Source organism: Frankia sp. CeD, from assembly GCF_000732115.1.
In the GTDB taxonomy this organism is placed as follows: domain Bacteria; phylum Actinomycetota; class Actinomycetes; order Frankiales; family Frankiaceae; genus Frankia; species Frankia casuarinae.
Genome location: NZ_JPGU01000007.1, coordinates 61,846 through 87,996, shown reverse-complemented (window position 1 = coordinate 87,996; position 26,151 = coordinate 61,846). Strand labels below are relative to the sequence as shown.

Sequence of the window (26,151 nt, the reverse complement as noted above, 5' to 3'; positions counted from 1 at the left end):
GTAGGGCGCCGTACCGTACGCCACGCTGAGCGGATACCGTCTCGGCTCGTGAAGCTTTCCCGTCTCCTCGCCGGTGTCGGGCTCCTCATGCTCGTCGGTACCGGGTGCACGACCCATGCCGGGGCCGCCGCCCAGGTCGGTTCGCAGACCATCGGGACCTCCCAGCTGCGCGGCATCGTCGACCGTGGGCTCAAGGCCGCGCAGACGGTACCGATCCCGCAGACCTCGCAGTCGGCGTCGCAGAGTCTCAACCGGGGTGAACTCCAGCGACGAACCCTGACCACGCTCGTGCAGCTCGAATTGATCTCCGGTGAGGCGAAGCGGCTGGGGATCTCGCTGACCGGCCAGGACATCGCGTCCTACTACCAGGCGTACGCGATCCTGCAGTTCGGCAGCGTGAAGGCGTTCGAGCAGCGAGCCGCCGCGGCAGGCTTCGCCCAGCAGGACGTGGCGACGATCGTCCGCTCGGGAGCGTTCGAGTCGGCGCTCGGGGACAAGATCAGCCCGGGTGTCCTCGCCTCCGANGCGGACACCCGCGCCCAGTACGACAGCATCGTCGATCAGATCGGGAAGATCCCTCTCAGCTACCGGCAGGCCAAGCCCTACCTGGCTCGGTTCCTGGTGGCGGACAAACGGGCGACGAAGGTGCGTCCGCTACTCGCGCAGGCCGAGTCCCGGGATCCCATCTCGATAAACCCACGATTTGGTACCTGGGACACGAAGCAGTTCGCCGTGGTCGCCGCTGAGGGCTCGATCGCCAGCAAGCCCGCGCCCACGCCGATCCTGGACCTGACCACCCGATCCTGAGCGGACGGCGACATGTTGATGCGGATCACCGTGGTCGTCACCAGCCCCCGGGTGGCACCGGGAATTCTCACGGCCCGGGCGTGGGATGTCGTGCGCACGGTGCCCGTCCTGACCGCGAGCCCCACGCATCCTCAGCTCGCCGCGCTGCGGGCGGCCGGTGCGACCGTCCTGATCGTCGATCCCGGCGATCCCGGCGATCCCGGCGGTCTGGCCGGCGCGGTGACCCTCATCCGGGCCGCCCTGCCTGATCCCGCGGCGGCCGAGGTCGCCTGGCTACCCGATCCGCTTGCGCCGAACATCCTCGACTGCCTCCTCGGCGAGGCGAGTGGATCCGGGGAACGCAACGATGCCGGCGTCGACGGGGTGACCGGGGTCGAAGTGACGAGCCTCGTGGCCACCAGGGAGCTGCCCGGCTCGAGCCTGTTGGACGCCGTCGCGGTCATGGACCGCCTGCGGTCGCCGGGCGGCTGCCCCTGGGACGCCGAGCAGACGCACACCTCGCTCGCACCGTACCTGGTCGAGGAGACGTACGAGGCGTATCAGGCGATCGAGGACGGCGATCTCACCGAGCTGCGCGAGGAACTCGGCGACGTGCTGATGCAGGTGCTCTTCCACGCTCGGATCGCCGCCGAGCGCGCCGACGACGGCTGGGACGTCGATGACATCGCGGCCGGTCTGGTGGCCAAGTTGATCCGCCGTCATCCGCACGTGTTCGGTGACGTGGTCGTGGACGGTCCGGCGAACGTCGTCGCCAACTGGGACGCGATCAAGGCGGTCGAGAAGGGGCGCGTCTCGGTGACCGAGGGTGTCCCACTCTCCCAACCGGCGTTGTCCCTNGCGGCCAAGCTGCTGAAGCGGGCGGCCGGCATCGGCGTCCCGGCGGATCTCGCGCTGACCGGGACGGCCGCGTGGGGTGTGACCGACGCGGGCGATCGGGTCACCGAGATCGCCGCCACGGCCGCCGTACTGGCCCGGTCGGGCACGGCGGGGGNCGACCTGATCGGTGATCTGCTCTTTNCCGCCGTCGCGCTCGCCCGGACGGCCTCCGTCGATCCGGAGCGGGCCCTTCGGGCGACCGCCCGTCGCTTCCGGGACCGGCTGGCCGCCGTCGAGGGCACAGTCCGTGCCGAGGGCGCCGATCCGGCTTCCCTGTCCGACACCCGCTGGCGCGCAATCTGGCGGCAGCTACCCGGGTAAGCACCGATCACCGGCGCCCGATGCCAGGGAGTACCGGGTTGGCGAGCCTGATCGTGGGCGGGGCGTCGTGGCGGGTGCCGCGCTGGCCGGGCTTCTTGACCGGGTACTGGTTGTGGCGGGCGCGGCGGACGCGGCGGACGACGCGGGGTCTAAGATGCCCGTCTTCACCGCCGTGCCCATCGTGCTGAGGACTGCTGTCCGCCCCACGCAAGACCGTGTCCTGCGACACCCCCGCAGCCCGGGCCACCAGGCGAACAGGGACGAGCCAGCCCCGGCAGGGATCAGCCCCCAGGGATCAGCCCCAGAGCCGCTGGTACATCGCCGCCGCCGCGGGATTGATGGTGGGGTCGACCAACGAGGAACGGACGTTGTTCGGCACGGCATCGGGGAAGTACGCCTCGTAGGCGAGAATGTCCGCGTTACGCACAAACGTCTCGTGCATCTTCTCTATATAGACGGGGTTGTCCCCACCCGCGGCCCCGACCCGACCCGCCTTGGTGCCCTGCTGGCTGACCACGCCCCACTCCGGCACCGAGAACAGCTTGTGATGGATCCGCGCAAAGATGATCACCTGACAGAGACCGCCGGTCTCGTTGCACTGGTTGTCGAAGTCAGCGTAGGTCGGGCTCGGCGGGNACTGGTCGTAGCTGTCGACCCCGATGACGTCGACGTACTGGTCACCCGGGTAGAGATCGAAGGCGCCGACCGACGTGGTCGAGCCGTGGGCGTTGAGGTTCCAGTCGATGCGGACCCGCGGACTGGTAGCCTTGATCGCCGATGAGGCGTTACGGAAGCACTGCACCCACTGCTGCGGGTCCGTGGCCGCCCACGCGAACCACAGCCCGTTGAACTCCCAGCCCAGCCGGACGAACGAGTCGCCCCGCTCCATGCTCACCAGCCAGCGGCCGAACTGCCGCCACTCGGCGTCGTAGCGGCCGGCCGCGCAGTCGGCGAGGTTGCCCTTCTCCGGCCCCTCGTCCGGAAAGAGCGGCTGGCTGATGACCCATGTGCCGGAGAACCCGGCGAAGGTCGAGGCGCCGCGACCGATCCAGGGCTCGACGATCGCCCGCCAGCTGGACCGCTCGGTGTACATGACGACGACGTCGTTGGGCCGGCCACGGAATTCCGCCCAGCGGTTCGCCTGCGCCAACGTGTGCGCGGCGACCCCCGTGGGAAACTCACCGGTCGTGGCGGCCCGCTGCACCCGGGGCACGGTGACCGGCGGCTGGACCCCCGGTGCGGGCGAGGGGCCGGAGCTCGGCGACCGCGCGGGTGGCGACTGCGGCGGGGGCTGCGACTGCGGGGCGGACGTCGGGCCGCCGGCCACCGTGTCCGTGGGGTGTCCTCCGGAGGACACCAGAACCCAGGCGGTCAGGGCGGTCACGACCGCGATCGAGACCGCGACAAGCGGGAGACGCGGGATTCGGCCGGCTCGGCCCCCCGGGCGCGCAGCGATCCAACCGGCGACGCGAGACAGACGACCCGGGCCAGGTTCACCGCCGCCGTCCGCCCGAACACGCGCGTCCGGCACCGGCCCGTCCCAGACCGGCACGTCCCGGGCCAGAACGTCCCGGGCCAGAACGTTCGTGTCCGGCGTGTCCAGCCTCTTCCCGGCCGGGGCCTGCCGCCCGTGCCAATGGAACACGGTCGTGGTGGCGCCGTCCGGACGTGCCCGCACCGGGTCCGGCCGGTCCCCGCCGGGGGCTGTGACCGGGCCGCCATCCGCGTCGCGAGGAGCGCCGTCGCGGCGGATGTGGACCAGCTCGGTGGGGGAACCCTCGCTAGGGGAACGGAGGATCCGCGGCGTCGTGTCGCTTCGGCGACGGCGCAGCGGGAGCAGCCGGGCGTCCGGCCACTCGCCCCGGGACGGGGTCGGCATGCCGGCGCTCCCACCGGCGGGCCGCCGATCGGCCGAACGGGGCGGGTCCGTCTCGGAGTGATGCACCGTGCCGTCCTGGTCCGAGGATGGCGATCCGGCCACCGGCCAGCGACCAGCGGCCGGAGGGTCATCCGACCAGGAGCGCCCGCGCACCCGCATCACCCCAGTCGTACATTTCTATCTATAAAGTCATTTTTACTCATGTAGTGCAAAAGTGCGGCCAAGCGCGACACTCTCCCCGATCCGGTGGCTCGCAACGAGGTCCGCCATCACCGTCGACACCTGAGCCGAGGCTCGTTCGGTAATCCGAGAGTGATCGCTAAACAGTAACAACCACCGACGAAGTGCACCTTCGGCGGCCTCGGCTTATCACGCAGTGCAACGATCAGCCATCCGTAGACCAACCCTCCCGCTCCGAGAGAATTGTTCGACACGCGCACCCGACCCACCGAAACCGTCATCCGGTCCCGGAGCCAGGGAAGTCAGGGAAGTCAGACGCGTGGGAGGCCCGCGGGGCTGTGGGGTCTATGCCGCATACGCGGGTTCGTAGGGACACCGCCAGCCGGCAAAGGACCATACGGTACCGTTGCCACGGGTCACGCCCGCACGCACGTTCGCGGGCGAGCAGCGACGTCCTCACCCGCGTGGGAACGCGCCGCCCNCGCAGCCGGACCGCCCGGTGGCTGCCCCCACCGGTCACGACCAGCCGGCCCGCGGGACGGCTGCCCCGGATCACCCGGAGCGCGTCGCGGTCCCGCAACGACCAGGCCATTGACGCCCATCCGCCCCGAGTGCGTCCGGACCGGGGCATGAGCACGGGAGACGCAACAGCCTTGAGCATCGAGATCGCCCAGACCAGCGAGATTCCCGACGTGGCGGACATCCCCGTCGTGATCCTGTGCGGCGGGATGGGAACCCGGCTGCGGGAAGCCAGCGAGAAACTACCCAAGCCGCTGGTGGACATCGGCGGCAAGCCGGTGCTGTGGCACATCATGAAGACCTACGAGCACTATGGCTTCCGTAAGTTCGTGCTCTGCCTCGGCTACAAGAGCGATCTGATCAAGAACTACTTCCTCGCCTACCGTGCGCAGGTCGCCGACTTCACCCTCACGCTCTCCGACGACCACACCCCCCAGTTCCACAACACCGTGGGCGACGAGGCGTGGGAGGTGACCTTCGCCGAGACGGGCCTACTCACCGGAACCGGAGCCCGGCTGCGCCGGGTCGCCCAGTACCTGACCGGCCCGCGGTTCATGCTGACCTACGGCGACGGCGTGGGTGCCGTCGATGTCGGCGCGGTGCTCGCCGACCACCTGGCGTCGGGGCGGATCGNGACGGTCACCGGCGTCCGGCCGTCGAGTCGCTACGGCGAGCTGACCACGGACGGCAACGCCGTCACCCTCTTCGCCGAGAAGCCGCCGCAGACCGGCTGGGTGAGCGGGGGATACTTCGTCTTCGAGCGCGAGTTCATCGACAAGTACCTCGACGACGACCCGGCGCTGCTGCTGGAGCGTCACCCGCTGCAGCAGCTGGCCCGGGACAGCGAGCTGACCCTGCACACTCACGACGGGTTCTGGATGGGTATGGACACGTTCCGCGACTGGACCGAGCTGAACCAGCTCTGGGATTCCGGTGCCGCGCCCTGGCGTGTCTGGGCCGGCTGAGGTTCCGGACGGGTCCAGCGATGAGCGATTCCTCCCGCGGCTCCGGCGGTCCCGAGCCGAACGCTTCCCCCCTGAACGCTTCCCCCCCGAACGGTTCCGAGCCCGCCGACGCCGGCGAGTACGCGGCGACGGCAGGCGCCGACCCGGGTACGTGGCTGCACGACCTGGTCGCCACCCTGCTGCCCCCCATGCGCAGCATCACCGGGGACGGTGTCCGCACGACGCTCGCCACCGTCGCGCGGGCGCTCGGCCCGGAGCCCGCGCTCACGGTGCACGAGGTCCCCAGCGGGACACCGGTCCTGGACTGGACCGTGCCCCGGGAATGGAACGTCGCCTCGGCCCGGTTGACCGGCCCGGACGGCAAGACCGTCGTCGACGCCGCTGACAACCCGCTGCACCTGCTGGGGTACAGCACACCGGTCCGCGCCCGGCTGTCCCTCGACGAGCTGCGCCCGCACCTGTTCTCGATGCCGGACCGCCCGGACTGGGTGCCCTACCGGNCCTCCTACTACACCGAGAACTGGGGCTTCTGCCTGACCGACCGGCAGCTCGCCGCGCTGCCCGACGGCGAGTACGACGTGGAGATCGACACCACCCTCACCGCGGGGTCGCTGACCTACGGCGAGATCGTGCTGCCCGGGACCACGGACGACGAGTTCCTCATCACGACCCACACCTGCCNCCCGGCGATGGCGAACGACAACTGCTCGGGCATCGCCACGNCCNCCCTGCTGGCCCGCNCCCTGGCCGGGCTGCCCCGCCGGCACACCTTCCGGCNGCTGTTCATCCCCGGCACGATCGGATCGATCACCTGGCTCGCGCGCAACCGCGACACCGTCGGGCGCATTCGGCACGGGCTGGTGCTGACCGGCCTGGGCGACCGGTCGGACCCGACCTACAAGCGCAGCCGGCGGGGTAACGCCGCCGTCGACCGGGCCGCGGCGGCGGCGCTCGCCGAGACCGGGCGGCCGCACCGGGTCGTCGACTTCTCCCCCTACGGCTACGACGAACGGCAGTTCTGCTCCCCTGGCTTCGACCTGCCCGTCGGCCGGTTCGGGCGCGGCCAGCACGGCGACTATCCGCAGTACCACACGTCCGCGGACGACCTCGACTTCGTGACCCCGCAGTCACTGGCCGACTCGTTCGCGATCCTGCTGCGGACGATCGACATCTGCGAGCGCGACCGCATCTGGCGCAACACCACCCCGTACGGGGAGCCGCAGCTCGGCCGGCGGGGCCTGTACCGCGCCATCGGGGCCACCATGAACCGCCAGGCGATCGAGATGGGCCTGCTGTGGGTGCTGAACCTGGCCGACGGCACGCGCAGCCTGCTCGACATCGCCGACCGCGCGGACCTGCCGTTCGACACCGTCGCGGCGGCGGCCGATGCCCTGGCGGGCGTCGATCTACTCAGCGACGTCACCAGCAGCGACGTCACCAGCGCCGCGCCCGCGGGAGCCCGGCGGTGACCGACACCGCTGTCGCCGTCGCCAACGGTGCGGGGAGCACCGGGAACAGCGGCCCGGTCTGGACGATCGTGCTGGCCGGCGGCGGCGGCACGCGTTTCGGCGGGCCGAAACAGTTCTTCGACCTCGGGGGTGAGCCCCTGCTCGCCCATCCGGTCGCGGCGGCGCGGCCCGCCAGTGACGGCATCGTCGTGGTCGTCCCCGCCGCCCTGATCGGCCACTGGTCACCGCCGGACGGAGTGCGGATGGTCGCTGGCGGCGCCACCCGGGCCGAGTCCGTCCGGGCGGGGCTGGCTGCCGTGCCCGCGGNCGCCGGGGTCATCGTGGTCACCGACGCCGCCCATCCACTCGCGACTCCCGCCCTGTACCAGCGGGTCATCGACGAGGTCCGCGCCGGCGCCGACGCGGCCGTACCCGGGCTCCCGCTCACCGAGGTCGTCAAGGAGATCCGCTCGACGGTGCTCGGCAGCCCCCCCGACGACACCCCCCGGTTGGTCACCGGGGCCTCGCTGCCGCGGGAGACTCACCGGCTCGTGCAGACCCCGCACGCCTTCCGGGCGGACCTGCTGCGCTCCGTGCACGCGGAGGCCCGCGAGGCCGTCGAGGACTCGGCGATGGTTGCCGCGGCCGGCGGCCTGGTCGTGGTCGTCCCCGGCGAGCCGGCGAACATCCATGTCACCACGCCGGACGAACTCGCCATGGCCCGGCTGCTTCTCACCCATGTTCGTTCCGAGGGGGAACCTAATGAGTTCGGTACTGGTCGAATCCACGCTGTCCGATGACGAGCGGCGGGCGAGGCTCTACGCCGGCGAGCTGTTCGTCTACGCGCCCAGGCCCGCGACGCGGGAGTTCGTCGAGTTCAGCCGCACCCTGATCCGCGAGGCCTTCGGCGATCTCGACCCCGAGACGGCGCAGTACCACATGCCGGTCGAGGACTACGCGGCCCTGCTCGCCGAGCTGAAGCCACGGTTCATCCACCACCCCACCTGCAAGGAACTGCTGCCGGCGATTCTCGCCGAGCACGGCTGCGACCTGTCGAAGACCTACTTCGACGTGCCCCGGCTGCGGACCTCGACGTCGGACGACTACCTCACCTCGGGCATCGCCTATGCCTTCCACCCGCACCGCGACACCTGGTACTCGGCACCGTTCTGCCAGCTCAACTGGTGGATGCCGATCTTCGACATCGTGCCGGAGAACGCCATGGCCTTCCACCCGCGCTACTTCTCCCAGGGCGTGAAGAACGGTTCCCGCGACTACGACTACTACGAGTGGAACGCGAAGAACCGGGCCGACGCCGCGAAGCACATCAAGTCCGACACCCGCAAGCAGCCCAAGCCCGAGGAGGAGGTGGAGATCTTTCCGCAGACCCGGGTGGTCGCCCCCTCCGGCGGCATAATGATCTTCTCGGCGGCCCAGCTGCACTCCTCGGTGCCGAACAACTCCGGCCGCACCCGGTTCAGCATGGACTTCCGCACCGTCCACTTCGACGACGTGGTCAACCACGTCGGAGCGCCGAACGTCGACGCGGAGTGCACCGGCACGACCATGCGGGACTACCTGCGTGGCACCGACCTGAGCCGGATTCCCGAGGACATCTGCCTGACCTACGACACCGCGCCGCCGCGGGAGGACGCGATGCTGGTGTTCTCCCACCAGAACGCATGACGGCGGCCCCGAACGGATCCGGCGCGGGCGACCCGGCGGCGGACGAGGTTCCGCTCGCCGGGCGGGTCGCCGTGGTGACCGGTGCGTCGAGCGGCATCGGCCGGGCCACCGCGCTGCGGCTGGCCTCGGGCGGAGCCACCGTCCTCGCGCTCGGGCGCGACCAGACCCGGCTCGACGCCCTCGGCAAGGAGGCGAGCGGTCCGGGCACCCTGACGCCGGTGCGCCTCGACCTGACCGATGACGCGGCCGTCGTCGCGTTCACCGCCGAGGTCACGGACCGCTACAGCCGCGTCGATCATCTGGTGCACAGCGCCGGCGCCTACGGAAGCGCCCGGGTGGACGCCGTGTCGCTGGCCGATCTCGACGCCCAGTACCTCGCGAACGTCCGAGCACCATACGCGCTCACCCAGCGGCTGCTGCCGGCGCTGCGGGTCGCCGGGGCCGACCGCGGCGCCGACATCGTCATCGTCAACTCCACCCAGGGCATCCGGGCCGGCGCGGGCACCAGCGTGTTCGCCGCCACCCAGCACGCCATGCGGGGGTTCGCCGACAGCCTGCGCCAGGAGATCAACGCCGACGGCATCCGGGTGACCACCATCCATCTCGGCCGTACGGCGACCCCAAGGCAGGAGGCGATCTACGCCCGGGAAGGCCGTGAGTACGCACCCGAGCTGCTCGTCCAAGCGGCCGACGTGGCCGATCTCGTCAATTATCTGATCCGGCTCCCACCCACCGCGGAGATCACCGAGCTGCACCTACGGCCGGCGAAGAAGAGCTACTGACGCACTCACGCTGCGCAACGACTCGGGGCCCGTGGGCGCGCCAGAGCCCACGGGCCCCGAGGCCCAGAAGTCCGCCGACGGCGCGGTCCCGGACTCGGGACCGGAACCCCGGGACCGGAACCAAGATCCGGAAGCAAGATCCAGGACCAGGACGAACCGGCCTCCGCGGCCGCGGCGGAGCAGGTCAGCGGTGTAGCGTCCGGGTCCCGGGTGGCCGAGGGCATGTGTCCGCCCCGCCCCGCCGGAATCCAGATCTGCACGGATACGAACCGATGGCGGTCAAGCCTGACGACCGCTATTATTCATCGCCCGTGCCGGGTTCGAAGAGCCCCCCAGCAGCTGGCTGCAAGGCGTGACGGAGACGCAACCATGCGCTCCGGAAACGGCACGGAGACCNCCTTGCGAGACGGCACGAGGGCCCCGGATAGACTGAATCGCCCACGCCGTCCGCCCGTAGCGCCAGCTAGCCGACCTGCCGACGTGCGGATGGGCTTCCATCGCCGGACCNCCGTCGCCGGACGCGGCGCCCGGGAGCCCACTGACCAGGAACGGGGGGGACGGGAACCAGTGGTCACCACCACGCTCACGACCAGGATTCCACGGTCGTGGGTGATCCCGACCCAGGAGGCCGGCAGCGGGAAGTCGGTCAACGACGCCACCTTCCGGATGCTGACGATCCTGCTCTTCTGCGAGATCTTCCTGCAACGGATCGCTTTCCCGGTGGGCGGTTCACAGGTCCAGGTAATCCTGCCGATCACCTATGTCTGCGCGGCCTTGATGCTGCGCCGCGGAGGTCTGACGTACAACTCCAGCCGGGTGACCACCTACCTCGTCGCGATGACGGCATGTTCGGCCTCGGCACTCGTCTGCTTCCTCCGCGAGAAGGACGACACGTCCTTCACCTCATTGCTGCTGCTGCTGGCGACGTACGTGCCGTTCGTCCTCGGCCTGCGCGGCGCGGACGCCCGCGCTCTCCTGCCCCGGCTGCTGGACCGTTTTCTGATCATGATCACGGTACTCGCCGGTCTCGCGCTGTTCCAGTTCGCCATTCAGCTCGTCGGCGTTCCGTACACCGACGTCGTCAAGGACATCGTGCCGTCGCAGTTCCTGATGCATGGGTTCAACACGTCCTACCCCGTGCAGTACGGCTCGTCGTTGTACAAGTCGAACGCCTTCATCTGCCTCGAGGCGTCATTCTGCTCACAGTTCCTCGGCTTCGGTATCGTGGTCTGCACACTGCGCAACGGCGGCTGGTGGCGCATGATCATGTTTGTGCTGGCCATCCTGAGCACCGTTTCCGGCACAGGTCTGCTCCTGCTGGCCTGCGCAGGCGTCCTGCTGGCCGTTCACAAGGGCGCCCGATTCGCGCTCACCGCCCTGCTCGGAGTGAGCCTCGTGGCGCTGATCATCAGCTTCACCCCGGCATCGAGCATCTTCGCCGCGCGTGCTACGGAGACATCCTCATCGACGTCCAGCGGCAGCCTGCGCTTCGTCCAGCCGTACCAGCGGACCTGGGACGCGCTCGGCAGCGACCCGATGACGGTGGCGTTCGGCTCGGGGCCCGGGTTCGCCGACCGGGACGCGGCCGCGTTCTTCTACCGCACCGGACTGCCGCTGAACTACGCCCTCCTGCCCAAGCTGATCCTCGAGTACGGCGTCGTCGGGACCACCGCGTTCATCGGTCTGGTGGTGGCGATGTTCGTACGCGGCTCGCAGTCGTTCGTGCTCTCCGGGTCGGTGTTGATCTTCTATAGCGTGCTGTCCGGAGGCCTGCTGGCCCCGGTTGTCACCGGGCTCGGCCTCCTGCTCGTCACCTGGTTCACGGTTACCCCCGAGGAGACCGTCAGGCTCCAGAGGGATCCGGGAGCGCCGTCACCGCGGATCCCACCGGCTCCCGCACCGGGCCGGTCCTTCGCCTCGATCTGACCCAGCGCGCAGCAGGCGCGCGACCGCACGCACCACAGCGCACGGATGGCGCCATCCGCCCATACCGCCATCCCTGCCCGTGCTCGTCTCGCCTCTCGCCTCTCGCCTCATCTTGGCAGGTAGGGCCATCGCGATGGCCGGAACTGGGACCGGGCGCCGGGACCAGACCCAGGGACCGGAGATACGACAAGAAGCCGCGACAAGAAGCCGGTACAACGAAGGAGCCGGGCGGTCAGATTACGCTGACCGCCCGGCTCGTCATACCGGCGTTGCGACGCCTGGAATCCAGGGAACCTCGGGGTCCCGGACCCTCGCGGCTACGGGCTCTCTAACGCTTGCCGGGGCGGGCGTAGCGGTCGGTGGCCTCCGAGTCCACGCCGCCGCCCCGCTTGCTCACCGCGGCCGAGTCCCCCACCGGGGAATTGGAGGTGATGGTGTCGACCGACGAACGACGCTCCGGGGCCGCCGCGACGGCCCGGCGGATGCCGGTCCGGCCGTCGTGCACGACGCCCACGACTCGCTCGGCGAGCGCCGGCCAGTCCCGCGGCACCTGCTCAAGCTCCTTGAGGCTGGTTTCGGTGGAGGTGATGACCACGACGGCGTCGGCCTGGATGGCGGAGGCCGCGGTCATCGGCAGCTCGGCCAGCGCCGAGGTGACGAGGATGACGAGGTCGACGACCGGCGCCCGGTCGGCGAGGATCGGGGCGAGGCCACCGGGCCGGGCGGCCCGGGCCGGCGACACGCGGTTGTAGAGGATGTGCCCCCGTCCGGTGCCGGACGAGCGTGCCAGGCAGGTCGGCTCGTGCGCCCAGCGAGGCAGCTCCCCGGAGGTCGCCCGGGGCAGTCCCTCAAGAACTCCCCGCACCTCGGACGACGGCGAGGTGTCCAGGATCAGGACGACGCCCTGATCATCGGACCATGCGGCGGCCACGGAGGCGACGAGATCGGCGGTCAGGTCCCCTCGCGACGCCGGGGNGAACGCGATCACCTTGCTCGTCGGGGACATCACCGCGGACATCGCCGAGACCAGGGTCTCGGCCGCGCTGGCGGTGGTCCGTCCCGGCTCCAGGACGGCGATCAGCGGCACGCCCAGGGTGTCGGATGGGTTGTGCGGGTCGAGGATGGTGGGCCGGCGCTGATACATGATCCAAATCGCCGCGATCGAACCGAGCAACCCGACGATCGCAGCGACCAGCGTGTTACGGAACAGGTTCGGCCCGCTCTGGCCTTCGGCGACGGGTGGCTCGGCCAGTTTGATCGACGCGCTCGCCAGCGCGGAGGCGGTACGGGCGGTGGCGATCTGCGTGTTGAGGTTCGCGATCTGCGTGTTGCGGACGGTGTTGTCGACGCTCCCGGCAATACCGGCTCCCTGGCCCGCAGCGGCCTGCTCCGCCACCAGCCCGTCACGAAGTTTGATCATGGCGCTGATATTCGCCTGGCTGTTGGGGCCATAGGTCGTCAAAAGCTTGCTGTAGGCATCCTCGGCCGACTTGACCAGCGCGTCCGCCGCCTGCTGGCTCGGGCCCGTCCCCTTGATGACGAAGAAGTAGCCCTCGTCGGACGGCGAGGTACTGAGCCGGGCGGCGACGTCCAGCTCGGGCAGCTTGAGTTCCTTCGCGATCTCCGCGACGGCCGCCGAGGACTGGGCGAACTGCGCCTGGGTCTGCACGAAGCGGGTCGCGTCGACCGAGTTGGCGCCGAGCGTACCCGAGTCCGTCGAGAGGAAGACCCGGGCACTCGACCGATAGGTCGCCGTCTGCGTCTTGGAGTAGGCGGCCGCCAGAGCCGCGAAGACGACCACGACGATGGCGACAACCAGCAGCCGTGGCTGGAGGATACGAAGCAGGGACGGGGCGGAGGGAGCCCGGCTGGTCTCGTTGCCCGCCTGCACGTTGCGACTCATGACGCACCCGCCACGGACTCGGAACGAGCGGACCGGGCCCGTACCCGGATCGGAGTGCCGGTGAGACGACGCAACGACTCCTCCAGCGGGACATGAAGCGAACTCAATGTGGCCCCCCACAGGAGCATCCGGCCCGTTTGCCGGACCACGGTCTAGATCTGACGGAACCGATTTGTGAGCATAGCCGATAGCGGATAGTAAACGGTCTATAGCTATGACTGACGCCGCGCGGATGCTCAGGTGCCCCGCCCACCACGCCGCGATCCGGTTCCGCGACCAGGCCGGCGAGGGCCGTGCTCCGGAGCGACATCCATACCCTCGACATCATCCNCGGGATCCATTCGATGGTCAGATTCGCCAGCGTTCGACCGTCTCGACCGACGTGCGTCGCTCATCCCGGCCCGGCGCGGGCGCGGCAGCTCTCGTCCTCCCGGCCCCGCCGGGGCGGGGTCAGGCCCGGAGCCGCCCCGCGCCGCCCGCAGCGCGGCCTGCTCCGCGTCGTGCTCCCGAGCGAGTCGACGGAGCAGCACAAACCACACCGGCGCAATGGACCAGAAAGCAATGTTATAGCCGACGACCGCACCCCGCGCCTCCCCGACAAGCAACCCAATGATAGGAAAACCAAACAACATCGGCGCAAAGACCGCATTGACCCGAAATGTGATCTTGGCTTTTCCGAGTGCGTAGACCATGCAGGCCGGTCCGACCGGGACCGACGCGGCCAGATAGTGCAGAATCGACAGCCCCAGGATGTTCCTGACGCCGTCCCACGAGTCGCCCAACAACGCCTGGCCGTAACGTTCCGGAAGGAGGTAGAAGATCAGGCTCCACGCCGTGCCGATGGCGAGGACGAGGGCCGAGAGAGCGTAGGCGGCGCGCTCCCGGGCGTGGCGGGTCATGGAGGNCCGCTTGGAGAACTCCGGCAACGCGAAGCTCACGACCCCCACCCCGACCACCGTGGTCGGGCCGAGCAGCGTGCGCGCACCTTGCAGGGCGCCCACCGTCGCCAGCGAACCCACCGCTCCGATCACCAGCAGCGAGGTCTGCATCGCGCCCTGGACGGTGATGAACTCCGCCGCCAGATAGGCGGAGTTCGACTTGTTCCTGCGGAGCCATCGAAGGGTCTCGCCGGGCGACGGCCAGAAGCCGGCCTGGGCTATCCCCAGCAGGGCCGCGACGAGAGCCGAGGCCCCCCAGGCGAGCAGCAGCGGCGGGGNTGCGGNCACACCGCGGNGGATGAGCAGGAAGATCCCGAAAATCTGGACGACCGCCCAGACGGTGTCGTTGACGAAGGCGCCGAAGGGCTTCCCCATCGCGAAGAAGACATAGCGCCACGCATCCTGCAGCAGCAGGCCGGGCAGCACGAGGCCCATCGCCGACAACGACGACCCGACCGGGCCGCCGAGGAGCAGACCCGGACCGACGAACGCGATTCCCACGGCCACACCGAAGACGAACGACGAGCCGGTGGTGGCGGTGGCCGCCGCCCGGAAGTCGCTCCGAGTGGCACCCGAGTAGAACATGCTCAGCGGCATGCAGCTTCCGGCGCGGACCAGGCCGATGACGATGGAGAACAACGTGTACGCAATACCGAACGCGCCGTACTCGACGTCGCTGACCTGATGGGCGATCAGGAACGAGACCGCGGCGTTCGTCGCACTGGAGACGGCCTGGTCCGCCAGCGTCCAGATCGCCTTCGACCTGGCTCCGCCACGGCCGCCGGAACCCTCGCGGCCCGGACCCTCGCGGCCCGGACCCTCGTCGCCGGTCAGATCGTCCACCAGGCCGTCGGCCCCGTTACCGGGCCCCGGCCCGAAGGACGCGGCCGCGGCGGCCCGCTCGCCGCCGCCCGTCGCGGCGGGCCTTCGTCGACCGCGGGACCGCGCGGTGCCCGCCCCGGGAAATCGGCCGCCACGCCCGGCGGGGGGCGGCCGCGGAAAGATCTGTGTGCTCTCCGGATCGGTCTCGTCGGTTCGACGCGCCCGCCGGTCCGAGCGGCGATGCCGGGGAGTCTGCCCCTCGACCCGCCGGAGGAGCTCGGTCTTCTCCGCCCGCAGCCGGCGTTGCAGCGCGCTCAGGTCCATCGTGGCGGTGACGACGTCGGGCGGCTGGATCGCGGGCCCGGACCGCCCGGACACCGGCCCCGCGGGGCGGACCGGGTCGACTGGCGGTCTTCCCCCGGCCTCGCCCGACGGTTCTCCCGCCTTCCCGTCTCCCGCCTTCCCGGCCGTTGGCACCCGGCTCACGGAGATCTCGCCCGGGGAAGCGGTGGGCCGTTGCTCCGACGGATCGCCGTGGGGCCGCACCGGGCCGGTCCGCACGGTACCCGGGGGCGGGCGGCGGATCAACGGCAGTCCAGAGACCTTGATGGTCTGCTCGCCCGCCCCGGATTCCGGCCGCGGCGCCGGCGCCGGAGCGGGCTGCGGGCGGATCGGCCCCGTGGACACCTCGAAAACCTCGCCGGGTCGGCGGCCGCCACGGCGTTCGAACCCTTCGCCGAGACGTTCGGTCCGCTCTCCGGGACGCTGCCCGGTCGCCCGCGCGGGACGCTGGGATCGTGGCACGTACCGGGTCTCGTCAGGGGAACCCTCGGGTGGGGAGTCGTCCTCCCCACCCGTGGCTCTCAGGTCCACGTCGATGTCCGTCATACCCGCTCTCTCGACCAGCCCGACCGGCTCAGCCGGCCCAGNGAGCAGGGTCCGCACAACCGCGGACGGAAATAACGACGGCCTGAGACCACGATGGGTTGCCTACAGCACTACGGGCCGGGGAACCGGCACGATGAAGGAGCCACCGCGCGCGGCGTACTCGGCCTGCTGGGCGATGATCTCCTTCTTCACGTTCCACGCCAGCAGCAGCAGGTAGTCGGGCTGCCGCTCCAGCAGGACGGCAGGATCGAGGATCGGCAACCGGGCGCCGGGCAGGTACCGGCCCTGCTTGTGGATGTTGCGGTCGACGACGAAATCGAGCAGGTCGGTACCGATGCCGCTGGAGTTCAGCAGGGTCGCTCCCTTAGCCGCCGCGCCGTAGGCGGCGATGGTCCTACCGTCGGCGCGCAGCGAGCGCAGCAACGCCACCAGCTCGTCCTGCACGGCGCGGACGTCGTCGCCGAAGCTGGCGTACCGGTCGAACGTGTCGAGCCCGGCGGCCCGCTCGGCGTCGAGCACCGCCGCCACCGACTCGGCCGGGTCCGCGGTGGCGGTGTGCTGCATGCTCCACNGCAGGGTGCCGCCGTGCAGCTCGGGGAACTCCTGGACGCCGACGAGCGCGAGGCCGTGCCGGCGCATCAGGGCGTCGACCGCGATCGTGGAGAAGTAGCAGAAGTGCTCGTGGTAGACCGTGTCGAACTCGGTGTGGGCCAGCAACGCGCCGACCCCGGGGTTCTCGACGTCGACGAGGCCGCCGTCGGCGAGCAGGATCGAGAAGCCCTCGACGAAGCTGTTGAGGTCCGGGACGTGGGCCATCACGTTGTTCGCTATGATCACATCGGCCTTGCGACCCTCCGCGACGAGCTGACGGGCGAGCTCCGCGCCGAAGAACTCCTCGCGGGTCGGCACGCCCGCCTCCCGGGCGGCCGCGGCCGGGCCCGGGGTCGGCTCGATCCCGAGGACCGGGATGCCCCGCTCGACGAACGCCTTCAGCAGGTAGCCGTCGTTGCTGGCGACCTCGACCACCAGGCTGTCCGGCCCGAGGTTGCGGCTCGCGATCAGGTCGATCACGTGCTTCTCCGCGTGGCGGACGAGCATGTCGGAGAACGAGGAGAAGTAGGGATAGTCCTCGTCGAAGATCTCGGACGCCGGCAGCTCGTGGGTGAGCTGGACGAGTGCGCAGGCCTCGCAGAAGCCGACCTCAAGCGGGAACGACGGATCGGTCGCGTCGAGGGCGTCGGCGCGCACCAGGCGGTTGGCGATGGGGGTGGACCCCAGGGAGAGGAACAGGCGCGGGGCCGGTCCGCCGCAGGACCGGCAGGCGATTACCGCCGTGGCGATGCCGCCGGGAGCATCCTGCTTCTGGGTCGCCTGCTTCTGGGTCGCGTCGGCCTCGGCGGTGCCACTACCGCGCTGGGCCGGGGTTGCGGATGACATGCGTTCCCCTAGGTGAGGTGTCGACATCGATCTTCACGATCTGGTGGACGGGAATGGCTGTGCCAGTCGGCCGCGAGGCCGAACGAGAGGCCGAACGACATGATGACCGCACATCCGACCAGAAGGATGTGACGGTCCCGCGAACGACATGATCTTCGTGAAGCCGGGACGGGCCCGCCACGCCGCCGGGCGATCGCCGGCGAAGGCAGGAAGGAGAGCGCGGGCACCGGGCATGCGGGCACCGGTCATCGGCCGGACACCCGCCACCCACCGCCGCAGCGGCGACCGCCGGACGAGCGCTCGTTTCCGTCGGCGAGATGCCACCGCCGGCACCGCTGACGGCAGCCCGATGATTTTCCGGCGAAGATCGGCGGTCATGGGGTCTGCGCACGCCGGGTCATGCTAGCCGGTGGGCACCACCCCCCACGTGACCCACAGTCGCCGAGAGGAAGCCGTGGCCCCCCCCCCCGACGCCGCCGAGCCGGCCCCGCCAGCCGTCCCGCCCGGCGGGTATCCGCGGCGTTGCAGGCATTGTCGGCCGTCGGTCGACCGACTGTCGACCGACGGCCTCGTTCAGCCGGTCGGGGGAAACCCCGGTAATCCAACCCTCACGTCCGCGCCTGGTTGTCCAGCTGGCAAGACGTGGGATGCCCTCCAGCACCCGCCCCCGTTCGTGGGCAACACCCCACACCCGCCCACTTTTCCCTGCCAGCATTGATTTTCACTGGTGGAGCGGAGGCCCGGCGGTCGACCGAACCGGGGACGACGGATTCAGGCCGTCGCGCCGACCCCGCCGGATGCGTGAGCTACATCACGTTGGATGCCGGGAGGGCCGGGTGGCGCGGCGTCGCCGGATGGTCCGGCCGGGCCATCGCCGGCCAGCAGCGGCCACGCACGGTCCTTGTCGGAGATCACCGAGACGGGCAGCGGCCAGACGATGCCCAGTCGCGGGTCGTCGAAGCGCAGCCCACGGTCGTGTCCCGGCGTGAACGGGACGTTCATCTGATAGGTCGCCTCGGTGGAGTCGACGAGCGTCTGGTACCCGTGCGCCAGGCCCGCGTCGATGAACAGCGCCCGATGGTTGTCGGCCGAGAGCTCCACCGCCACGTGCCGCAGATAGGTCGGCGAGTCCGGGCGGGGATCGACGACGACGTCGAGCAGGGCGCCGCGGGTGCAGCGCACCAGCTTGGTCTCCCGCACCGGCTCCCCCGCCCAGTGCATCCCGCGGACGGTGCCCGCGGAGGCGTTGTAGGCCACGCTGCACTGGGCGACGTCGACCGTGAGCCCCGCGGCGGCGAACTCGTCGGCACAGAACGTGCGCGCGAACATGCCGCGGGCATCGGGGAACGGCTCGACATCGACGATCATCACCCCGGCGATCGGCGTCGGCGTAATGATCACGAGTGGGCCCAGAACAGGTCGGCGTCGAGCTGGCCGGTGCGGATCAGGTACTGAAGCTGCTTGAGCCGGGTGTGCCCGCGGCCGGTGAACGTCTCGNTGTCGAGCTGGATACGGGTGAAGACGTCGTGCAGCTGCTGGGCGCCCCTGAGCGCGTTCCAGTCACAGGAGAAGCCGGGCAGGGTGGAGGCGATCTTGTCGAACGACNCCNGGTAGCTGCGATTGTCACCGCCGTTGTCACCGAAGCTCAGCGTGCAGCCGGTGAACACCGTGGCGACCGCGTCCGCGATCTCCTTCACCTGGTAATTCTGCTCGCTGTCGCCGACGTTGAAGATCTGGTTGTGCACGATGTCGCGCGGTGCGGTCAGCACCAGGCGGATCGCCTTCGCGATATCGAGCCCGTGGACCAGCGGGCGCCACGGGGTGCCATCCGAGGTCATCGCGATCTCGCCGGTAGTCCAGGCCACCCCGGCCAGGTTGTTGAGCACGATGTCGAAACGCTGCCGCGGGGAGGCACCGTAGGCGGTGGCGTTGCGCAGGAAGGTCGGCGAGAAGGTGTCGTCCGCCAGCGGGGCGACGTCACGCTCCACGTAGACCTTGCACTCGGCGTAGGGGGTCTGCGGGTTCACCGGCGAGGCCTCGGTGACGTCCACACCGGTCGCGACGCCGTAGACGCTGCAGGAGGACATGTAGACGAACCGTTCGACGCCGGCCTGCTTGGCCAGCTTCGCCAGCCGGACCGAGCCGACGTGGTTCACCTTGTACGTCACGTCCGGGGCGAGCGCGCCGAGCGGGTCGTTGGACAGCTCCGCCATGTGCACGACGGCGTCGACCCCCGCGAAGTCCTCGACCGTGAGATGGCGAAGGTCCTTGTCAAGGGTCAACGGGGTCCGGTCGACGCCGCGGTACAGCCAGCCGTACTTGTAGTAGCCGGTGTCCACGCCGATGACCTCATGGCCATCACGCAGCAGCTCGGGCGCGAGCAGGCACCCCAGATACCCCTCCGTGCCCGTCACGAGCACCTTCATCCGCGAGTCCTCCCCATCTCGGCAACGGCACAGGTCGGGTCCAATCGGACACCAGTGTTCCGGCCTCAAACCGTACCGAGTCGATCCCACGAGCCGGTCGCCGACATCCCGCAGTGGCGCGTCGGCAGTCTCAGCGCGCCGGCGGGCGCGTCACCCGGACGGTCTCAACGCCCCGGTGGGCGCATCACCCGCGCGGGAGCGGCGAAGACGGTCGAGCCCGCCGGCACGTCCGTCATCACGATCGAGCCCGGACCGATCCTGGCGTCGTCGCCGATGCTGATCGCCCCGATGAGGTGGACCCCGGGGGCGAGCTCGACCCGCTTGCCGACCTTCGGCACGTCCCGCGGGCCCGCCGTACCGCTCGCGTAGCCGATGGTCAAGTTGTGCCGCAGGGTGCAGTCGTCCCCGATCACGCAGTGCGGCGGGATGAGGATCGTCTGGTGATGGCCGATGTGGACCCGGCGGCCGATCCGCGCCTGCTCGTCGAGCTCGGCCCCGTACAGGTTACGGATGACCAATTTGTTGACCACCTTGTAGAAGACGGTCACGATCCCGCGGACGGGCTGGCTGCGGGTGCGCCGCCACTGCCCGATGCGATAGACGGCGAGCACGTGCAGCCCCGGGTGGGCGAACGATTTGTAGTGCCGGCGCCAGTCCTCCCGCAGGATCTCCCACAGCCCGAGGTCGGAGGCATCCCGGGTGTCCTGGTCGCCGTCCGTCTCGGCTACCCGGGGGGACGGGGCGGCTGCGGGCTGATCGGCTCGGACGGCGCCGCTCCCTGCGGAGTCGCTCCCTGCGGAGTCGGGTCCGGCGGACCCGCCGGACCCGAGAGGGGCACCGGGGCCGGGGCCGTTGACACGCTCGATCTCAGTGGACACCACTCAGCTCCTCGATGTGCTCGCGCAGGTCACCGACGGTGGCGAAACTCGCNAGCCGTTCATCGGCGATCTGGATCGAGAACTCGCGTTCGACCGCGTAGATGAGGTTGATATGCGCGAGCGAGTCCCACCCCGGTACATCGGCGGCGGTCATTCCGTCGCTGATGACGAGGTCGTCGTCACTGAAGATCTCCCGGAAGATCTGCTGTAGTCGCTCCTGCACCATCAGCGAGGCACCTCTTCCATCTTGCGGTCCTGTGGCCGCGGCTGGGGGAACACCTGGGGAGACAGCCCGGCCACGACGCCGGACGGCTCGGCCACGACGACCCGGATGAGCCCAGGCGGCAGGTACGGCGACCGCGCATCACGGCTCCAGCACGTCGTCTCCGCCGCCGGGGTCGTGGCCGGCGCCGGGTCGACCCGCTCGAAACCGAGCCGTTCGTAGAGGCCGGCCACCAGAACGTTCTTCGCCGACGGCCGGTAGTGCCCGGTCACGCGGGCGAGGCCGCGGCGGCGGGCCTCGGCGAGAACAAGCGCGGCCACCTCGTCCTCGAGGGTCCGGCCGATCACCCGGCAGCTCATCAGCCAGGTGTCGATGTCCAGCGCGTCCGCCGACTCCACCGCGATGACCACGGCGACCAGCCCGTGGTCGGCGAACCGGTCGGCGAGCCGGACGCAGAACACCGCCGTGCCGGGATCGGCGGCCAGCCGCTCGATCTCGGCGGCGCCCCGGCGGCGACCGGTCAGGTTGAACTGGTTGGTCTTGCCGACCAACTGGGCGACCCGCGGCAGGGTCATGTCGTCGAGCGGGACCACGGTAGCGGTCATGTCCAGCCCGCGGTGGAAATCCTCCAGCGAGGTCGCCGCCGCGGCGGCGGCAGCCGTCTCGGCCCGGGCCCGGTACGCGGCGGTGCGCGCGGCGTCCTCGGCCGTGAGGGCGCTGGCCTCGAAGAAGGGATAGTCCGCCAGCGCCCGGACGTAGCCGTGCGGATCGGCGGGCAGCGCCACGACGTCCACCTCGGGAACGAGTTGGCGGACGACCTCGCGTTCGGCCGGGTTGTCGTCAACGAAGACCAGCGCGTCGAGGCCGAGGCCGAGCGCGGCGGCGATCCGGCGGATCTGCGTCGGCTTGTCGTCCCAGCAGGCGCTGAACACCGCGATGTCATCGAGGCCGAGCCGCATCCCCGGATGACGCTCGAACGCCTCCCGGGCGTCGGCGTCGTTGTTCTTGGAACAGACGGCGAGCACGACCCCGCGGGCCTTCAACTCGGCGACGTACGTCTGGAACGCGGCGAACGCCTCCCCGACAGCGCCATCGCCGAGCGCGATGCCGGCCAGGCCCTCCTCCCCGAGCACGCCGCCCCACAGAGTGTTGTCGAGGTCGAGGACCAGGCACTTCCGGCTCGTTCCCAGCNGAGCCCCGATCACCGCGGCGGTGTGCCGGGCCAGCAGCGGCACCTGCGCGAGCGACACCGCCTGCTTGGACCGGTGCCAGTACCGCGCGTCGAACCAGGCACGCTTGCCCACGTCGGCGGCGAGCCGCTCGCAGTCGACGAAGGCGACCCCGTCGCCCCGCTCGCCGGACACCCGGCCGAGTTCGGCGTTGACCCGCGCGAGCATCGCCGGCCGGGAGCCGGGAACCCGCAACGCCAGATGGCCGAGCGCGACCTCGCCGGGGATGGCGAAGGTGTGCTGGACGATCCGGGCCCCGCACCGATTTATGATCATGTCCCACAGCGACGTCCAACGCTCGACCTCGGTGGCCACCGCGGCGGCCGGGTCGTCGGCGACCGCCGGCAGGGCGGTCTCCCCGGCGTGCACCGCGAGCACGACGACGTCGGGCCGGAACCGGTAGAGCTCACTCGCGGGGTCCAGGACCTCCTGGCGGTACTGCCCATAGCCGCATTCGTAGACCTCGACGGCGACCCCGGCTCGCGCCGCGGCCAGCGGCAACAGCGCGGCGAACTGCGACGTCGTGTAACTGCCGAGCACGGCCACCCGCGCGGACCTCGGCAGCGGCGCGACCCGCGGCAGGACGCGGCGCAGCACGCCGGCAGCGGCCGACCAGGCACCGAGGTCGCTGCCGGCGTCGGTGAGCGCCAGGGCCCACCGCACGGCCCCGGCGTCGTCGCCGGCCCGCTCGTGCGCGACGGCGAGATCACGGCACAGCGCCGCGGTCGGGATCTCACTCGTGGCGGCACGCGCGGTCAACTCGGCGATCCGCGGATGTTCCGGCGGTGACGCGACGCCCTCGCCGACGTCCGTGCCGACGTCCCTTCTGTCGGTCATTGCTGCGGCCCCTCTCGGTGCGACTCTTCGCGGCGCCCATACGCGGTTCCTCGGCACTCTACCGTCACGTAAGTGTTGGTAGGCGACGGAGCGACCATCAGGCCAGGGCGGCAACCAGGGACGCGAGGAGCGTGCCCCGGTCCGGTGGAGGTTGCGCGTCGACCGGGACCGGGACCGGGGAGGCGGTCACCCGGCAGAGCCACGCCCCACTGGGCATCGATCGTCTCCTGCGCCGTCGAAGGCACTGAAGCCGGGAAAACCACCTCGGGCTATCCGGACGAGCTATCTGCTTTGTAACAGTGGTCTGCATAGACCATGCAATGTGGAAAACTTCCTCAGACAGGGCGCGTAACCGGACACGATCAGCCACGCCCGCCGAGCGGCAGCCCCCGGAGGCAGGACCCCCTCATGCACCACCGCGCCATGCTCGGCCTGCTGGTCGGCCTCGCGCTGCTGGTCGGCCTCGTGATGACGACCGCTCCGGCCGGCGCCGCCGTCCCGCCGCACGCGGCCGGGCCCGGCCCGGCTTCGATCGCGCCCGCCCGAGGCTCGCAGTGGTACCACGCTGTCCTGGGACTCGCCCAGGCGCACCGGATCAGCCAGGGCGCGGGCACGGTGGTGGCCGTCATCGACGGCGGGGTCGACGCCAGCCAACCCAAGTTGTGGGGTCAGCTGCTTCCCGGTACCGGCATCGGCCCCGGGGCGGCGCGGGACGGTTGGCGCGACGATGATCCGAACGGCCACGGCACCGCCATGGCGGGCATCATCGCCGGTCGCAACGACAACGGCCGGCCCGAGGTCCGCGGCATCGCCCCGGCCGCCAAGATCCTGCCCGTCTCGACCGGCGCCGAGGCGAACTCGGAGGAGGTCGCGATCGGCATCCGCCGGGCAGTCGACCTGGGTGCCGACGTCATCAACCTCTCCCTGGGCTCGACGGGGACGGCGACCCCGGACGAGGAGAAAGCGGTCGGCTACGCCCTCGCGCACGACGTGGTGGTGGTCGCCTCGGCGGGGAACGTCGAGNCCGGCGACNCCGCGATCANCNCCCCCGCCAGTATCCCGGGGGTGGTCGCGGTGACCGGATCGACGGCCGCTGGTGGTTTCTGGCGGGAATCGGCCCACGGGCCGCGGGCCGTCATCGCCGCGCCGGCCCCCGGTATCCGGGCCCCCGTCCCGACCCGGGTCTCCCCGGACGGCCTGGACACCGGGGGCGGCACCTCGAACTCCGCGGCGATCGTCGCGGGCGTTGTCGNCCTCATCCGGGCCGCCCAGCCGGACCTGGACGCACCCAACGTCATCGAGCGGCTCGTCTACACCGCGCGGGATGCGGGCTCTCCTGGCCGCGACGACGAGTTCGGCTTTGGCATCGTCGACCCCGTCGCGGCGCTGACCCGGGCCGTGCCGGTGGTCAGGAGCAATCCGCTGCTGTCGGCACCGACACGCTGGGGGGTGGGGGGGCCCGCGCCGGCCGCCGGCCGCATCATGCCCGGCGGGCAGGCCCGGGGGTCCGCCGGCGACGCGACGACCCACGGGGCCGGCGCCACACTCACGAACACCGGTCCGATCGGCGCAGCCGGCCCAGACTCATCGAAACCCTCGCCACTGGTCTGGACCGCCGGGCTCGGGATCGCGGCCTCGTTGGGCGTCCTGCTCGGGATCGTGACACATCTGCTGTACGCCTGGCAGCGCGCGACGCGGGCGGGACCGGGCCGCGCGGGCAGCCGCGTCCGCCCGCGCTCCCCTACCGGGTGATCTCGCGGTGTCACTGCGGACCGGCGCGCCACTTCTACCATGGGCCCATGACACACGCGCTCCTGGACGAGCTGTCCTGGCGTGGACTCCTCCACGACAGCACCNATCCCGCCGAGCTGCGGGAGCACCTCGACAGCGGACGGCGGCGCTGCTACATCGGCTTCGACCCGACGGCCCCCTCGCTGACGATCGGCAACCTGCTGCCGATGACCCTGCTGATCCGGGCCGCACGGGCGGGGATCGGCGCGGTCACCCTGTTCGGCGGTGGCACGGGTCTGATCGGCGACCCGTCGGGCAAGTCGGTGGAACGTAGCCTGCTCACCGCCCAGGAGGTACGGACGAACATGCTCGGACAACAGGAGATCATGGAGTCCGTCTTCGCCCGGGCCCTGGACTCCGGCCAGCTACCACAGTTCGTCGACAACGCCGACTGGCTCGACGGACTCGGAATGATCGAGTTTTTGCGGGACGTCGGCAAGCACTTCCCCGTCACCGAGATGGTCCGCCGTGACTCGGTGCGCCGGCGGCTGGACGATCCCGACGTCGGCCTGACCTACACCGAGTTCAGCTACTCCCTGCTCCAGGCGTACGACTTCCGCCGCCTGTGCGAGGACCACGGGGTCACCCTTCAGATGGGCGCCTCCGACCAGTGGGGCAACATCGTCGCCGGGATCGACTACGTGCGACGGGTGCTGCGCACCCAGGTACACGGGCTGACCTGCCCGCTGCTGCTGCGTTCGGACGGCACGAAGTTCGGCAAGTCGGAGAAGGGTGCGGTCTGGCTCTCGGCCGACCGTACCTCGCCCTACACCCTGTACCAGTTCGTGATCAATCTGTCCGACGACGAGGCACGCCGGTTCGCCCTGTTCTTCTCGCTCATCGACCGTGAGCCGCTGGAGCGGCTGTTCGCCGAGCACGCCGAGGCTCCGGGTAAGCGGGCGTTGCAGCGTCACCTGGCGCGGGAGATCACCGCACTGGTGCACGGTCAGGCCGCGGTGGACGCGGCCGAGGCGGCGTCGGCGGCGTTGTTCAGCGGGGACGTGAAGGCGATCGGCGCGGATCTGCTCTCCGACGTCTTCGCCGACGTGCCCACGGTCGAGGAGCCGGCCGCCCGGCTCGAGGATGACGGCTGGCCGGTTGTCGATCTGCTGATCGCCACCGGCCTCGCCAGCAGCAAGCGGGATGCGCGCGAGCACCTGGGCAACCATGCGGTCCTGGTGAACGGGGAACGGGTCGGCGTGGAAGCCACCGTCGGGACCAAGGATCTGCTGCACGGCTCGGTCATCCTGGTCCGCCGCGGTCGCCGGGAATGGCGGGTGGCCCGCTTCACCTGAGCCCGGGACCAGCGAGCCCGGGACCAGCGAGCCCGGGACCAGCGAGCCCGGGACCAGCGAGTTCACTTCCCTGCCTGGCCAGAGGGACGAATCGG

General features: G+C 70.6%; 19 protein-coding genes. 10 read left to right on the top strand and 9 right to left on the bottom strand.

The window, feature by feature from the left end; all coding sequences use genetic code 11:
* Positions 1 to 48 precede the first annotated feature (48 nt).
* Together CED_RS07025 and mazG are read left to right on the top strand one after the other, a co-directional pair.
* A complete protein-coding gene (locus tag CED_RS07025; RefSeq protein ID WP_035909324.1) occupies positions 49 to 807 on the top strand; it encodes a SurA N-terminal domain-containing protein in 759 nt (252 codons plus the stop codon).
* A gap of 12 nt (positions 808 to 819) precedes the next feature.
* Positions 820 to 2,004 carry a nucleoside triphosphate pyrophosphohydrolase gene (gene mazG, locus CED_RS07020; protein ID WP_035909323.1) on the top strand — a complete coding sequence of 395 codons (1,185 nt, stop codon included), beginning with the start codon at positions 820 to 822 and terminating at the stop codon, positions 2,002 to 2,004.
* A 295-nt stretch (positions 2,005 to 2,299) separates the two neighbouring features.
* Here mazG and CED_RS07015 read toward each other — a convergent pair whose 3' ends face one another.
* Complete coding sequence (locus CED_RS07015; protein WP_235186941.1) at positions 2,300 to 3,883, bottom strand: glycoside hydrolase family 26 protein; 1,584 nt, start codon at positions 3,881 to 3,883, stop codon at positions 2,300 to 2,302.
* Positions 3,884 to 4,692: 809 nt separating this feature from the next.
* Here CED_RS07015 and CED_RS07010 point away from each other — a divergent pair.
* The 6 genes from CED_RS07010 to CED_RS06985 all read left to right on the top strand — a co-directional run bounded on the left by CED_RS07010 (position 4,693) and on the right by CED_RS06985 (position 11,389).
* Positions 4,693 to 5,547 carry a sugar phosphate nucleotidyltransferase gene (locus CED_RS07010; protein WP_035909382.1) on the top strand — a complete coding sequence of 285 codons (855 nt, stop codon included), beginning with the start codon at positions 4,693 to 4,695 and terminating at the stop codon, positions 5,545 to 5,547.
* 20 nt (positions 5,548 to 5,567) lie between these two features.
* Complete coding sequence (locus tag CED_RS07005) at positions 5,568 to 7,016, top strand: DUF4910 domain-containing protein (protein ID WP_035909322.1); 1,449 nt, start codon at positions 5,568 to 5,570, stop codon at positions 7,014 to 7,016.
* Positions 7,013 to 7,795, top strand: a complete 783-nt coding sequence (locus CED_RS07000) for an IspD/TarI family cytidylyltransferase (RefSeq protein ID WP_035909320.1) — start codon at positions 7,013 to 7,015, stop codon at positions 7,793 to 7,795. The genes CED_RS07005 and CED_RS07000 overlap by 4 nt, the downstream gene beginning before the upstream one ends.
* On the top strand, positions 7,758 to 8,681 hold the full coding sequence (locus CED_RS06995) for a hypothetical protein (RefSeq protein ID WP_023840069.1): 924 nt from the start codon (positions 7,758 to 7,760) through the stop codon (positions 8,679 to 8,681). Before CED_RS07000 ends, CED_RS06995 begins: the two co-directional genes overlap by 38 nt.
* Entirely contained in the window at positions 8,678 to 9,463 is a 786-nt protein-coding gene (locus CED_RS06990; RefSeq protein WP_011438308.1) for an SDR family oxidoreductase, read from the top strand. Before CED_RS06995 ends, CED_RS06990 begins: the two co-directional genes overlap by 4 nt.
* A gap of 567 nt (positions 9,464 to 10,030) precedes the next feature.
* Positions 10,031 to 11,389 (top strand): hypothetical protein, encoded by a 1,359-nt coding sequence (locus tag CED_RS06985; RefSeq protein ID WP_035732519.1) that lies wholly within the window; start codon positions 10,031 to 10,033, stop codon positions 11,387 to 11,389.
* Between the two features lie 328 nt (positions 11,390 to 11,717).
* Here the strand turns inward: CED_RS06985 and CED_RS06980 are convergent, their stop codons facing one another.
* From CED_RS06980 to CED_RS06945, 8 genes are all read right to left on the bottom strand, one after another.
* Positions 11,718 to 13,292, bottom strand: a complete 1,575-nt coding sequence (locus CED_RS06980) for a Wzz/FepE/Etk N-terminal domain-containing protein (RefSeq protein ID WP_035909319.1) — start codon at positions 13,290 to 13,292, stop codon at positions 11,718 to 11,720.
* A 236-nt stretch (positions 13,293 to 13,528) separates the two neighbouring features.
* Positions 13,529 to 15,940 carry a hypothetical protein gene (locus tag CED_RS25860; RefSeq protein WP_035909318.1) on the bottom strand — a complete coding sequence of 804 codons (2,412 nt, stop codon included), beginning with the start codon at positions 15,938 to 15,940 and terminating at the stop codon, positions 13,529 to 13,531.
* 102 nt (positions 15,941 to 16,042) lie between these two features.
* Positions 16,043 to 17,377 (bottom strand): class I SAM-dependent methyltransferase, encoded by a 1,335-nt coding sequence (locus tag CED_RS06970; protein ID WP_035909317.1) that lies wholly within the window; start codon positions 17,375 to 17,377, stop codon positions 16,043 to 16,045.
* A gap of 771 nt (positions 17,378 to 18,148) precedes the next feature.
* Positions 18,149 to 18,778 (bottom strand): dTDP-4-dehydrorhamnose 3,5-epimerase family protein, encoded by a 630-nt coding sequence (locus tag CED_RS06965; protein ID WP_011438314.1) that lies wholly within the window; start codon positions 18,776 to 18,778, stop codon positions 18,149 to 18,151.
* The gene (locus tag CED_RS06960; RefSeq protein ID WP_035909316.1) at positions 18,775 to 19,803 is read right to left on the bottom strand and encodes an NAD(P)-dependent oxidoreductase; all 1,029 of its coding nucleotides are present in this window, start codon (positions 19,801 to 19,803) and stop codon (positions 18,775 to 18,777) included. The genes CED_RS06965 and CED_RS06960 overlap by 4 nt, the downstream gene beginning before the upstream one ends.
* A gap of 164 nt (positions 19,804 to 19,967) precedes the next feature.
* Positions 19,968 to 20,681: a serine O-acetyltransferase gene (locus CED_RS06955; protein ID WP_023840067.1), complete on the bottom strand. Its 714-nt coding sequence runs from the start codon at positions 20,679 to 20,681 to the stop codon at positions 19,968 to 19,970.
* Positions 20,671 to 20,907, bottom strand: coding sequence for an acyl carrier protein (locus CED_RS06950; RefSeq protein WP_011438317.1), 237 nt, complete (start codon positions 20,905 to 20,907; stop codon positions 20,671 to 20,673). The genes CED_RS06955 and CED_RS06950 overlap by 11 nt, the downstream gene beginning before the upstream one ends.
* The gene (locus tag CED_RS06945; RefSeq protein ID WP_051868705.1) at positions 20,907 to 22,970 is read right to left on the bottom strand and encodes an HAD family hydrolase; all 2,064 of its coding nucleotides are present in this window, start codon (positions 22,968 to 22,970) and stop codon (positions 20,907 to 20,909) included. Before CED_RS06945 ends, CED_RS06950 begins: the two co-directional genes overlap by 1 nt.
* Before the next feature lie 408 nt (positions 22,971 to 23,378).
* Between CED_RS06945 and CED_RS06940 the strand changes: the two genes are divergently transcribed.
* Positions 23,379 to 24,722, top strand: a complete 1,344-nt coding sequence (locus CED_RS06940; protein WP_035909315.1) for a S8 family serine peptidase — start codon at positions 23,379 to 23,381, stop codon at positions 24,720 to 24,722.
* A gap of 47 nt (positions 24,723 to 24,769) precedes the next feature.
* Complete coding sequence (tyrS, locus tag CED_RS06935) at positions 24,770 to 26,056, top strand: tyrosine--tRNA ligase (RefSeq protein ID WP_035909314.1); 1,287 nt, start codon at positions 24,770 to 24,772, stop codon at positions 26,054 to 26,056.
* Positions 26,057 to 26,151 lie beyond the last annotated feature (95 nt).